Raw genomic sequence first — 12,614 nt, forward strand, 5'->3', positions numbered from 1 at the left:
CGGACCGAACGACGAGCCGATGTCCACCAGGCCATCCTCAGCCTGGCCTGCTCGATCATCTGCCTACGGAAACTCATTCTGAACTGATCACTAAGGCACCCGAACCCATGTCAAATCGAGCCTTGGTGGGTGGCTGCGGGTCCGTTGTGGGCGCGCTGCGGGGCCGTTATGGGTGGGCTGGGGTCCGTTGTGGGTGGGGTGGGGGTTGGTTGTGGGTGGGCGATCAAGGGCCGTCGGTGGCCGACTCGACGGTCTCGTGGATGTGCATGACCTCGGTCAGCTCGGTCAGCCGGAACAGCTTGTGCACGGCCGGCTGCATGGAGGCCATCCGGAACTCGCCGCCCTCGCCGTCCAGCTTGCGGTGCCAGTCGAGCATGAGCGACAGCCCTGTGGTGTCCATGAACGGCACGCCGCTCAGGTCCACCACGACATGGGCGCTCGTGCTCTCCTCGAGGCGGTCGGACAGCACCGGGACGGTGTCCGCGTCGAGCTCGCCCGACACCGCGACGACCGTCCAGCCGCCCCGCTCCTCACTGCGCACCTGCAACTCCATGGTCCCCGAGCCTAGCCACCGGGAGGACCCGGTGCCGATACCGTGTCGCGGTACCGGGGACGACCGCTCGGTGGCGCGCCGGGAGGATGTGCGACGATGCGGTAACGGCCGATCAACGGGGAGCGGATGTGCGCAACGAGCCAGCGGCGCCGGTGGCCGTGACGCTGCCCGCTTCGGCGGGCGCATCGGCGCAGGCCCGGCAGGTGCTGGGCGAGGCGGGGGCGTCCTGGGGCTTGTCCGAGGACACCATCGACGACGCCAACCTGGTGGTGACGGAACTGGTCTCCAACGCGGTGGACCACGCGAGCGGTCCGGTGGGGTTGACGCTCTCCCGGACGGAGACGGGGCTGCGGATCGAGGTGGCGGACCAGTCGGCCACGCCGCCGCAGCCGAGGCCGGTCCAGGTGGACTCCGCGCGGGGGCGCGGGCTGATCATCGTGGCGGCGCTGAGCCGGGCGTGGGGTTCCGACCCGACCCCGGACGGCAAGGTCGTCTGGGCCGAGCTGGACGGCTGAGGCCCCGGCCGGGCAGGGACCGACCGGGGCTCGGTGGCGGGCCGCTCCGGCAGGAACGGCGCGGCACGAACCACTGTCGGCTGACACCCGGACGGGAACAAGCCGGGACGCGATCCGTAGGGGTACGGCACTTATTCGACGAGGGCCGCCCCCTCCGGCGGGGGACGGCCCTCGGTGTTCCCTCCGGCTACTGCTGCTCGCGGAACCGGTCCAGGCCCTCCTTGGCCTTCTCCGTGCCGGTCTGGATGTGCTCGGAGTGCTGACCGCCGGTCCGTTCGTCGACGAACTGGCCGGCCTTGTCGATGCCCTGGTCCGCCTTGTCGCCGTGCTGGCCGAGGGCGTCCTTGGCCTTGTCCTTCAGCTCGTCGAACTTGTCGCCGATGCCCATCTGCGCTCGAACCTCCTCCGGGTGTCCCGCGTGGACACTCGCCCCCGGGGGTTCCCGCGCGCCGCCGCGGATGATGCGACCACACCCGCAACTCACCCGGTCGAGTGAGGCCGTCGGTTACCAACCAAGTGTGGGCTATTGACGTCAACTATTGCCAACAACGGCCGGTTCGCGCTTGACTGACCCGGGTTCCTCGGTGCCGACCGGAGGTGGACGTGAACGTCGTGCGAGTCGTAGCCGCGGTCGTCGCGCTGATCGGGTCGGTGGGCCTCGCCACGCCCGCGAGCGCCGCCACCGCCCTGCCCGTGGTGGACATGGAGGCGGTGCTCAAGGCCGCGCAGATCGACCCGCGCCGCGCCGACTCGGCCGTCACGCCCGGCAGCGGGGACAGCGTGCGGCTGGTCGAGCGGGCGCTGGCGGCGAAGGGCCTGCTGGCCCCGACCTACGTCGACGGCCACTTCGGCACCAGGACGATCGACGCCTACGCCGCCTACCAGCGGTCGCTCGGCTACACCGGGCTGGACGCGTCCGGCCTGCCGGGACCGACCTCGCTGCGCCTGCTGGGCGAGACGACCTACACCGTGACCCGGGCGGTGTCGGCGGGCAGCCGGGTCACCTACCGGGGCGGGCTGATGAACACCCGCACCAAGGCCATGCTGGTGGAGGCGGAACGGCTGCTCGGCCGGTCGCTGACCGTGACCCAGGGCTCCTACAACCCGGGCGGCGTGCCGGGTTCGGCGGGCACGCACGACGGTGGCGGCGCGCTCGACCTCTCGGTGTCCGGCATGACCGCCGCCACCCGCACGACCGTGGCGAGGGTGCTGCGGCAGGTCGGGTTCGCGGCCTGGGTCCGCACCCCGGCGCAGGGCTTCGACTACCACATCCACGCGATCGCGGTGAACGACCCGGACCAGTCGCCCGGCGCGCAGCACCAGGCGGGCGACTACCACCTCGGCCTGAACGGGCTGGCCGACCGGGGCCCGGACGACGGCCCGGCGGTCTCGCCCAAGCGGACGTGGGAGGAGTACCAGCGTTCGCTCTAGGGTGGGACCACGGCCCATCTACGATGGGCTGATGGTCGTCCGAACGGGGTCACGATGAGCAACGTGGAGACCCACCCGTCCGAGCTGATCTGCGAGAGCACGTCCGGCGCCGCGGCGGTCGAGGTGCTCGCCCCGCGCGACGTGCCGCTGGGCGGGCCCCGGGCGATGACGGTGCGGCGCACGCTGCCCCAGCGGCAGCGGTCGCTGATCGGCGCGTGGTGCTTCGCCGACCACTACGGGCCGGACGACGTGTCGGTCACCGGCGGCATGGACGTCGCGCCGCACCCGCACACGGGCCTGCAGACCGCGAGCTGGCTGTTCAGCGGCGAGATCGAGCACCGGGACAGCCTCGGCGTGCACGCGCTCGTGCGGCCGGGCGAGCTGAACCTGATGACCGCCGGGCACGGGATCTGCCACTCCGAGGTGTCGACCCCCGGCACGACCGTGCTGCACGGCGTGCAGCTGTGGATCGCGCTGCCCGACGCCCACCGCGACGCGCCCCGCGACTTCCAGCACCACGTGCCCGAGGCGGTGGCGCTGGACGGCGCGACCGCGCGCGTGTTCCTCGGCACGGTCGCCGGCGCCACGTCCCCGGTGCGCACCTTCACGCCGTTGCTGGGCGCGGAGCTGGTGCTCGACCCGGGCGCGCGGCTCGCGCTCGACGTGGACCCGGCGTTCGAGCACGGCGTGCTGGTCGACGTCGGCGCGGTCGAGCTGGGCGGCACGCCGCTCACCGGGGGCTCGCTCGGCTACGTCGGCCTCGGCGCGACGACGCTGCACCTGGTCAACACCGGGGCCGCGGCGGCCCGCGTGGTGCTGCTCGGCGGCGAGCCGCTGGGCGAGGACCTGGTGATGTGGTGGAACTTCGTCGGCCGCAGCCACGAGGAGGTCGCCCTGTTCCGCGAGCAGTGGCAGGCCGGGTCCGAGCGGTTCGGTCGGGTCGAGGGCTACCCCGGCGACCGGCTGCCCGCGCCGCCGTTGCCCGGTGGCAGGCTCCGGCCGCGCGGCAACCCGCCCCAGGGCTGACCGTCCGGCAGGGCGACGACGACCGGTAGCGGTCGCGAGGTGGGCCGCCGCATGCCCGGCCCACGCCTCCGGGACGACGACCGGGTCGTGGACCATGATCACGACGATGGCCACGACGGCGTCGCCCGCGCCGCCGATCGGCCGAGATCGACATCGGCCGATGCGACACCACCCGCCCCTGTGACGCAGAACACTGTGATGTCTCGGCCGGGAATTCGCCGAAACGGCATGTTTGGACCCGGTCGACCACCCCGGCGGAGCACTTCCGCCACCCGTGCCGGGCCGGCTCTCCGCACAACTCGTGGCTGCGATCCCCGCCGGCGCGGGGAATAAGAGAACCGCTCTGATTCCACGACGCCCCGCCACCCTCTCGGCCCACCGTCCGATTACGTTCCGTCAAGCGGGGTCGATTCGCCACCGAATACAACCCCGATCCCCGCCTCGGACGATCGGCGTAATTTCCGGCCACCTGATCGTCCGAGGCGCGGGTGGAAGGGGTGCGCCCGACCGCGCGTTCTGCTTTATTTGTGGTGTCGCCGATCCCGGCGAAATCGAGAAGGATTCCACACCAAGGAGACCTCGTGTTGAAGCGTCTTGCCTCGGGTGCCGCGCTGGCCGTCATGACCGGTGCGATGGTGTTCGGCGGCAGCACCGCCGCCCAGGCCACCACCGTTCCCGACGCGTCGTGCATCAACTCCGACCCGACGGGTCTGGCCAACGTGATCGTGTGCACCATCAACACCACCGTGCAGGTGCCGATCGACCTGCCGGACTCGGTCATCACGATCGGCGACGTGCTGAGCGGCAACGACATCAAGGTGCTCAACGGCGCCGAGCTGGACGCGGTCGAGGTCACCATCAAGGACGTCATCGACGACGTGAACGTCGAGGACAACCTGGTGTTCAAGAGCGCCGTGGTCGACGCCCTGAACAACGCCGACATCATCGACGACATCGACGTCTCGAAGGTGTTCGTCGACCTGCTCTGAATTCCCGCCCGACCGGATGGACGGTCGAGCCGACAATTCGACCGGACCCGCACCTGAGTCACAAAACCAATGGTGCACCGACCCCGCGCGCCGCCCTTACCCCGGGCAGCGCGCGGGGTTCTCCGCATGGAAAAAACCGTCAGGCCCTCAACGCGGCCCGCGTGCCGTGCGCGATCTCCAGATCCTCACGCGCGGCGACGACGAAAGTCCGCGCCGTCGCGCCCGTTCCCGTGATCTCGGTGTCGCCGTCGGCCCGCTCGTTGCCCTCGGGGTCGATCGCGACGCCGAGGAACGCCAGCCGCTCGGCGGCGCGGCGGCGCACCGCGGCCGACCCCTCCCCCACGCCGCCGGTGAACGCGAGCACGTCCAGGCCGCCCAGCGCGGCGGCCATGGCCGCGACGCCGCCGGCCAGCCGGTGCGTGTAGACGTCCAGCGCCAGCACGGCGTCCGCGTCGCCGCCGGCCGCCGCCGCGTCGATCTCGCGCAGGTCACCGGTCCCGGCCAGCGCGGTGAGCCCCGACTCCTCCTCCAACGCCGTCGCGACCTCGTGCGGGGACAACTTCTCGTGCTCCTCCAGCCACAGCACCAGGCCGGGGTCCACCGTGCCCGACCGGGTGGCCATCACCAGGCCCTCCAACGGGGTGAACCCCATGGTGGTGTCGACGCTGCGCCCGTCGGCGATCGCGGCCAGCGACGCGCCCGCGCCCAGGTGGCACGTGACGATCCGCGGAGCGGGCGGCGCCAGCTCGGCCACCCGGCGCGCGCAGTAGGCGTGCGACAGGCCGTGGAAGCCGTAGCGGCGGATCGCGTACCGCTCGCGCCACCGCCTCGGCACGGCGTAGGTCCCCGCCGCGGCGGGGATCGTGGTGTGGAACGCGGTGTCGAAGCACGCCACCGCCGGCACGTCCGGGAGCAGCCGGTGCACCGCGTCCAACCCGGCCAACGACTTCGGCTGGTGCAGCGGCGCGAGCGAGGTCAGGTCGACCAGCGCCTGCCGCACCAGGTCGTCCAGCACCACGGGGTCGGTGAACCGCGTGCCGCCGTGCACCACCCGGTGCCCCACGGCGTCCGGTGTCGGCCAGTCGTCCAGCACCTCGCCGAGGCGCGCCGGGTCCGGCTCCACGTCCGCCGTGCGCTCCACCCGGTCGTCGGCCGCGAGCAACCGCAGCTTCAGGCTGGACGAGCCCGCGTTGACCACCAGGACCCGCACGTCAGCTCCACGTCCAGCCGGAGATGGCCGGGTCGTCCTCGCCGTGCTCGCGGGTGTGCCGGCGGGCCGCGAGCCGGGCGTCGGCCATGCGCTGCCGCAGCGACGCCGCCGCCCCGCCCAGCGACGGCACCCGGTCGATCACGTCCATGACCAGGTGGAACCGGTCGAGGTCGTTGAGCATCACCATGTCGAACGGCGTGGTCGTGGTGCCCTCCTCCCGGTAGCCGCGCACGTGCAGGTTGGCGTGGTTCGTGCGGCGGTAGGTGAGGCGGTGGATCAGCCACGGGTAGCCGTGGAACGCGAACACCACCGGCTTGTCGGCGGTGAACAACGCGTCGAAGTCGCGGTCGGGCAGGCCGTGCGGGTGCTCGGTGTCCGGCTGCAGGCGCATCAGGTCCACCACGTTCACCACCCGGACCTTCAGGTCGGGCAGGTGCTCGCGCAGCAGCTTCGCCGCCGCCAGCGTCTCCAGCGTCGGGATGTCGCCCGCGCACGCCAGCACCACGTCCGGCTCGCCCTCGGTGGTGCCCGCCCAGTCCCAGATGCCGAGGCCGCGCGTGCAGTGCGCGATGGCGTCGGGCATGTCCAGGTAGGTCAGCGCGGGCTGCTTGCCCGCCACGACCACGTTCACGTAGTGCCGGCTGCGCAGGCAGTGGTCCATCACCGACAGCAGCGTGTTGGTGTCCGGCGGCAGGTACACGCGGACGATCTCGGCCTTCTTGTTCACCACGTGGTCCAGGAAACCGGGGTCCTGGTGGCTGAAGCCGTTGTGGTCCTGCCGCCACACGTGCGACGACAGCAGGTAGTTCAACGACGCCAGCGGCGCGCGCCACGGGATGACGCGGGTCGTCTTCAACCACTTGGCGTGCTGGTTGAGCATCGAGTCGACGATGTGGATGAACGCCTCGTAGCTGGTGAACAGGCCGTGCCTGCCGGTCAGCAGGTAGCCCTCCAGCCAGCCCTGGCACAGGTGCTCCGACAACACCTCCAGCACCCGGCCGTCCGGCGCGAGGTGGTCGTCGCCCGGCTCGACGCCGGCCCACCACTTGCGGCCCGTCACCTCGAACAGCCCGGACAGCCGGTTGGACGCCACCTCGTCCGGCCCGAACACCAGGAAGTTGTCCGGGTTGCGGCGCACCACGTCCCGCAGGAACCCGCCGAGCACCTTGGTCGCCTCGCTGCTCTCCACCGCGGGGCGGGTCACGGGCACCGCGTGGTCGCGGAAGTCGGGCATCCGCAGGTCGCGCAGCAGGCGTCCGCCGTTCGTGTGCGGGTTGGCGCTCATCCGCCGGTCGCCGGTCGGCGCGAGGGCCCGCAACTCCGGCGCCAGCCGGCCGTTCTCGTCGAACAGCTCCTCGGGCCGGTAGCCGCGCAGCCACTCCTCCAGCTGCGCGCGGTGGCCGGCGTCGGTGCGGGTGGCGGCCAGCGGCACCTGGTGCGCGCGGAACGTGCCCTCGACCTGACGACCGTCCACTTCGCGCGGTCCGGTCCACCCCTTCGGGGTGCGCAGCACGATCATCGGCCACGGCGGGCGTTGCCGGGACGTCTTCATCTCCGCGATGTCGTCCAGCACCCGGTCCAGGGTGGACGCCAGCTGCTCGTGCACCGCCTTCGGCTCGTCGCCGGCCACGAAGTGCGGTGTGTGCCCGTAGCCGCGCAGCAACGAGGCCAGCTCGTCGTCCGGGATGCGCGACAACACCGTGGGGTTGGCGATCTTGTAGCCGTTGAGGTGCAGCACGGGCAGCACCACGCCGTCGCGGGACGGGTCGAGGAACTTGTTCGAGTGCCAGCTCGCGGCCAGCGGACCGGTCTCCGCCTCGCCGTCGCCGACCACGCACAACGCCAGCAGGTCGGGGTTGTCGAACACCGCGCCGTAGGCGTGCAGGAGCGCGTAACCCAGCTCGCCGCCCTCGTGGATCGAGCCCGGCGTCTCGGGCGCGACGTGGCTCGGGATGCCGCCGGGGAAGGAGAACTGGCGGAACAGCGCGCGCAGGCCGTCGACGTCCTCGCCGATGGTGGAGTACACCTCGCTGTAGGTGCCCTCCAGGTAGGCGTTCGCGACGAGGCCGGGGCCGCCGTGGCCGGGGCCGGTGACGTAGAAGGCGTTGAGGTCGCGTTGCCGGATCGCGCGGTTCATGTGCGCGTAGAGGAGGTTGAGGCCGGGGGTGGTGCCCCAGTGGCCGAGCAGGCGCGGCTTGACGTGCTCCGGGCGCAGCGGTTCCCGCAGCAGCGGGTTGTCGAGCAGGTAGATCTGCCCGACGGAGAGGTAGTTGGCGGCGCGCCAGTAGGCGTCCAGCAGGTCCAGGTCGTCCGCGGTGTGGTCGGTCGACGGCATGGCACCGACGCTAGCTCCCCGCACCGCCGGCCGAAACTCGAGCGGACACGCCGAACATCGCCCGATAGTGATCATCTACGCCCCTGTTCGAGTGATGACCGCTGAACGGAAGTTCGAATACCGTTCCTGCCATGAACTTCTCCTCCACCGTCATTCCCCGTCCCGTCCCGTCCCCTGGGCACAGCGGCCGCGTCCGGTCGCTCGTCCCCGCGCCCCGCACGTGTCCGGACCCTGCTCTCGCGCGCGTCGGTCCGCCGGCGGACGGGCGGGAGCGCGCGGGCCGGGTGACGATGGACCCCGGTCGGAGCGCGGGAGGTGCGCATGTCCGGGGTCGCCGACGGGCGGGTGACCCGCCCGGAGGGGTTGACCTCGGCGGAGGTCGCGGAGCGGGTCGGGGCCGGGCGGACCAACGCGGTCACCACGGGCACCAGCCGCGGCGTCGGGCAGATCGTCCGGGCGAACATCATCACGCCGTTCAACGGGCTGCTGACGGCGTTGTTCCTGGTCATCCTCGCGACGGGCCGGTGGCAGAACGGCCTGTTCGGGCTCGTCGTGGTGGCGAACACGGCGATCGGCGTCGTGCAGGAGCTGCGGGCCAAGCGCACCCTCGACCGGCTCGCCGTGCTCAACGCGCCGCGCGCCAGGGTGACCCGTGACGGCGCGACGTCCGAGATCGCCGTCGGCGAGGTGGTGGCCGACGACCTGATCGGGCTCCGCACCGGCGACCAGGTCGTGGCGGACGGCGTGGTGACGGCGGCGGACGGGCTCGAGGTGGACGAGTCGCTGCTGACCGGCGAGTCGGAGCCGGTGCACAAGGCGGTCGGCGACGAGGTGCGGTCCGGCTCGATCGTGGTGGCCGGGTCGGGCGCGTTCCAGGCCACGGCGGTCGGCGCGGAGTCCTACGCGACGCGGCTCACCGCGGAGGCCCGCCGGTTCACCGTGGTCCGGTCGGAGTTGGTGGCGGGCACCAACACGCTGCTGCGGTGGATCTCGTTGCTGATGCTGGTGGTCGGTCCGCTGCTGCTGTGGAGCCAGTTGCGCAGCCCGGACACGAGCGGCTGGCAGGAGGCGCTGACCGGCGCGGTGGCGGCGCTGGTCGGCATGGTCCCGGAAGGGTTGGTGCTGCTCACGAGCCTGGCGTTCATGGTGGCGGCGGTGACCCTGGCGGGGCGGCGGACGCTGGTGCAGGAACTGCCCGCGGTCGAGGTGCTGGCCCGGGTCGACGTCGTCTGCCTGGACAAGACGGGCACGCTCACGCACGGCGACATCGTGTTCGACTCCCTGATCACGGACGGTCCACGAGAGGAGGTACGGGAAGCGCTGGCGCTGCTGGCGACCGCGCCGGACGCGAACGCGACCTCGGCCGCGCTGGCCGGGACGTTCCGCGAGACCACGTGGCGGCGCACCGGCGGCGTGCCGTTCTCCTCGGCCCGCAAGTGGTCCTCTGTGGACACCGACGGTGACGGCACGTGGGTGCTGGGTGCACCGGAGATGGTGTTCCCGGCCGGCGGGCCGGCGGTGGACCGCGCCGCCGACCTCGCGGCGCAGGGCAAGCGGGTGCTGGTCCTGGCCTCCACCGACTCGACCGGCCCGCCGGCCGCCACCGCCGTCCCGCCCGGCGGCCCGACCGCCGGCTCCGCCACCGGCCCGGACGGGGGCTCTTCCGGGGGTGACGCGTCCCTGCCCGCGGGTCTCGCCGAACGGGCGCTGGTGGTGCTGGCCGAGCGGGTCCGCGACGACGCCCCCGACGCGGTGCGGTACTTCGCCGACCAGGGTGTCACGCTGCGGGTGATCTCCGGTGACAACCCGCGCACCGTGGGCGCGGTCGCGGTGTCGGTCGGCGTGCCGGGCATCTCGGCGGCGGGCGAGGCGGTGGACGCCCGCACGTTGCCCGAGGACCCGGACGAGCTGGCCGACGTGCTGGAGACCTCCGCCGTGTTCGGGCGCGTCACGCCGGGGCAGAAGCGGGCCGTGGTGGGCGCGTTGCAGCGGCGCGGGCACGTGGTCGCGATGACCGGTGACGGGGTCAACGACGCGATGGCGTTGAAGGACGCCGACATCGGCGTGGCGATGGGCAACGGGGCCGCGGCGACGAAGGCGGTGGCGCAACTGGTGCTGCTGGACAGCCGGTTCGCCCACCTGCCGGACGTGGTCGCGGAAGGACGCCGGGTGATCGCCAACATCGAGCGCGCGGCGAACCTGTTCCTGGTGAAGAACGCGTACTCGCTGGTGCTGGCGCTGGTCGTGCTGGTGAGCGGCGTCGCCTACCCGTTGGCCCCGATCCAGCTGACCATGATCTCGGCGCTGACGATCGGCGTGCCGGGCTTCGTGCTGGCCCTCGGCCCGAACCACCGCCGTTACGTGCCGGGCTTCCTCGGCCGGGTGCTGCGCCTGGCCGTGCCCACCGGGGTGGTGATCGGGTTGGCGGCGTTCGCGGGCGACCTGGCGATCCGCGCCCTCGACCCGTCCGGCGGCACGGCGGCCGGTCGGACGGTGGCGACGGTGGTGGTGCTGGTGGCGTCGCTGTGGACGTTGTCGCTGCTGGCGCGTCCACTGGCCGGCTGGAAGGTCGTGCTGCTGGCCGGCCTCGCCACGGCGGCCGCCGTGATCCTCGCCGTGCCGCTGCTGGCGACCGACGTGTTCCTGCTGGCCGTGACACCGCAACGGCTGCTGGTCGGGCTGGCGATCGGCGCGGTGGCGGCGGCAGCGGTCGAGCTCGTGGGCCGCGTCGTCCTGCGCCCCGTCCACACCGCCGAACCACCCGACCCGTTGTCCACCACTACCCACCAGGGGGATCCATGACCTCGCACTGCCCGCACGACCGCCATCCACGAAGACCCGGCGGTCCCCCGTGACGTCACACGCCCACCGTGCCGTCGATGCCTTCGCGCAGGAGGTCCGCGTGCCCGTTGTGCCGGGCGTACTCGTGGATCAGGTGCAGCATGACCAGGCGCAACGACACGTCCTCGCCCCAGCGCGCGTGGTGGCCGGCGACGTCGAGCGACTCGGCCTCCCGTTCGATGCGGCGCGCGTGCGCGACCTCCGCCCGCCACGCCTCGAACGCCTCGGACCGGGTGGCCCCGGAGTCGTCGTAGGCGGCCTGGAAGTCGCCGTCGGGCGACCACACCAGCGGCACGTCCTCGTTGTTGATCACCCGCCGGAACCAGGTCCGCTCGACCTCGGCCATGTGCCGGACCAGGCCGAGCAGCGACAACGTGGACGACGGCACGGACCGGCGGCGCAGATCCTCCGTGGTCAACCCGTCGCACTTCAGGGCCAGGGTGGCGCGGTGGTAGTCGAGGAACGCGCGCAGCGTCTCCCGCTCGCCCCCGCGCAGCGGCGGGCTGATCCGTTCGGTCGTCATGGGGACATCGTTCCCCGGCGGGCTAGGGTCGGGCGGCATGGACCCCGTGGTGCCCCGGTACGGGAGCGGATCGCTGGCCGACGTCGTCCCGTCGCTGCTCGCCGGGCTCGGCGTGCCCGGGATGGTCGACGTGCTGGGCGTGTCCGGGCCGCGGCGGGTGTGCGTGCTGCTCGTGGACGGTCTCGGGTGGCGGCTGCTGCGGGAGCACGAGGAGGACGCGCCGTTCCTGGCGTCGTTGGCCGGCGGTCCGATCACCGCCGGGTTCCCGTCCACCACGGCGTCGAGCCTGGCCGCCCTGGGCACCGGATTGCCGACCGGTGAGCACGGGCTGGTCGGTTACTCGTTCGCGCACGGCGACGAGGTGCTGAACGCGTTGCGCTGGTCCCGGTACGGGGCGGCGGAGCACGTCGACCTGCGGTCGGTGCTCGTGCCGGAGGAGGTGCAGCCGCGGCGGACGGCGTTCGAGGCGGCGGCCGACGCGGGCGTGGAGGTGCGGCTCGTGCTGCCCCGCGACCAGAAGGGCAGCGGTCTGTCGCGGGCGGTGCTGCGCGGTGGCCGGTTCGGGGGCGTGCTCGGGTTCGGCGATCTGGTGACGCGCGTGGCCGAGGCGTTGCGGTCGGCCGACCGGGTGCTCTGCTACGCCTACCACGCGGACCTCGACGCGCTCGGGCACGTGTACGGGCCGGGCAGCGACCCGTGGCGGTGGCAGTTGCGGTTCGTGGACCGGCTGGCCGCGGCGGTGGCGGACGGCCTGCCGCCCGGTGGCGCGCTGGTCGTGACGGCGGACCACGGCATGGTGCGGGTCGCCGATCCCGTCGACCTGGACACCGACGACGAGCTGCGGGACGGGGTGCGCGCGTTCGGCGGCGAGGCCCGGGTCCGGCACGTCTACACCTCCACTCCCGACGCGGTCCGGTCGAGGTGGGAGGAACGGCTGGGCGACCGGGCGTGGATCGCGTCACGGTCGGAAGCCGTCGCCGCGGGCTGGTTCGGTCCCACCGTGGCCGGGCACGTGCTGCCGCGCATCGGCGACCTCGTCGTGGCCGCCAAGGACTCCTTCGCCCTGGTCCGCTCGCGCGTCGAGCCGGGGCTCACTACGTTCGTGGGGCACCACGGCTCCCTGACGGAGGAGGAACAGCACATCCCGGTCCTGCACACGATCGGGTGATCATGGCCCGGAAATGTACGGAA

Annotated in this window: 11 protein-coding genes; 6 read left to right on the plus strand and 5 right to left on the minus strand. The window is 72.6% G+C overall.

What is annotated here, in order from left to right; translation table 11 throughout:
* Positions 1–223 precede the first annotated feature (223 nt).
* Positions 224–553 (minus strand): STAS domain-containing protein, encoded by a 330-nt coding sequence (locus tag ACWEFJ_RS34050; RefSeq protein ID WP_378091414.1) that lies wholly within the window; start codon positions 551–553, stop codon positions 224–226.
* Positions 554–681: 128 nt separating this feature from the next.
* On the opposite strand from ACWEFJ_RS34050, the gene ACWEFJ_RS34055 reads away from it, so the two are divergent.
* The gene (locus ACWEFJ_RS34055; protein ID WP_378091412.1) at positions 682–1,068 is read left to right on the plus strand and encodes an ATP-binding protein; all 387 of its coding nucleotides are present in this window, start codon (positions 682–684) and stop codon (positions 1,066–1,068) included.
* Between the two features lie 187 nt (positions 1,069–1,255).
* Here the strand turns inward: ACWEFJ_RS34055 and ACWEFJ_RS34060 are convergent, their stop codons facing one another.
* On the minus strand, positions 1,256–1,456 hold the full coding sequence (locus tag ACWEFJ_RS34060) for an antitoxin (protein WP_360796023.1): 201 nt from the start codon (positions 1,454–1,456) through the stop codon (positions 1,256–1,258).
* 224 nt (positions 1,457–1,680) lie between these two features.
* On the opposite strand from ACWEFJ_RS34060, the gene ACWEFJ_RS34065 reads away from it, so the two are divergent.
* From ACWEFJ_RS34065 to ACWEFJ_RS34075, 3 genes are all read left to right on the plus strand, one after another.
* Positions 1,681–2,499, plus strand: coding sequence for a peptidoglycan-binding domain-containing protein (locus ACWEFJ_RS34065; RefSeq protein WP_449716252.1), 819 nt, complete (start codon positions 1,681–1,683; stop codon positions 2,497–2,499).
* Between the two features lie 54 nt (positions 2,500–2,553).
* A complete protein-coding gene (locus tag ACWEFJ_RS34070; protein ID WP_449716253.1) occupies positions 2,554–3,525 on the plus strand; it encodes a pirin family protein in 972 nt (323 codons plus the stop codon).
* A 581-nt stretch (positions 3,526–4,106) separates the two neighbouring features.
* A complete protein-coding gene (locus ACWEFJ_RS34075; protein ID WP_378091407.1) occupies positions 4,107–4,514 on the plus strand; it encodes a hypothetical protein in 408 nt (135 codons plus the stop codon).
* Positions 4,515–4,653: 139 nt separating this feature from the next.
* On the opposite strand, the gene ACWEFJ_RS34080 is transcribed toward ACWEFJ_RS34075, so the two are convergent.
* Together ACWEFJ_RS34080 and ACWEFJ_RS34085 are read right to left on the minus strand one after the other, a co-directional pair.
* Positions 4,654–5,724 (minus strand): acetate/propionate family kinase, encoded by a 1,071-nt coding sequence (locus ACWEFJ_RS34080; protein ID WP_449716254.1) that lies wholly within the window; start codon positions 5,722–5,724, stop codon positions 4,654–4,656.
* 1 nt (position 5,725) lies between these two features.
* The gene (locus ACWEFJ_RS34085; protein ID WP_378091403.1) at positions 5,726–8,059 is read right to left on the minus strand and encodes a phosphoketolase family protein; all 2,334 of its coding nucleotides are present in this window, start codon (positions 8,057–8,059) and stop codon (positions 5,726–5,728) included.
* 321 nt (positions 8,060–8,380) lie between these two features.
* On the opposite strand from ACWEFJ_RS34085, the gene ACWEFJ_RS34090 reads away from it, so the two are divergent.
* A complete protein-coding gene (locus tag ACWEFJ_RS34090) occupies positions 8,381–10,861 on the plus strand; it encodes an HAD-IC family P-type ATPase (RefSeq protein ID WP_449716255.1) in 2,481 nt (826 codons plus the stop codon).
* 55 nt (positions 10,862–10,916) lie between these two features.
* Here the strand turns inward: ACWEFJ_RS34090 and ACWEFJ_RS34095 are convergent, their stop codons facing one another.
* Positions 10,917–11,423: a DinB family protein gene (locus ACWEFJ_RS34095; protein WP_449716256.1), complete on the minus strand. Its 507-nt coding sequence runs from the start codon at positions 11,421–11,423 to the stop codon at positions 10,917–10,919.
* 37 nt (positions 11,424–11,460) lie between these two features.
* Between ACWEFJ_RS34095 and ACWEFJ_RS34100 the strand changes: the two genes are divergently transcribed.
* Entirely contained in the window at positions 11,461–12,591 is a 1,131-nt protein-coding gene (locus tag ACWEFJ_RS34100) for an alkaline phosphatase family protein (protein WP_449716257.1), read from the plus strand.
* Positions 12,592–12,614 lie beyond the last annotated feature (23 nt).

It is taken from the genome of Actinosynnema sp. NPDC004786 (assembly GCF_053601135.1).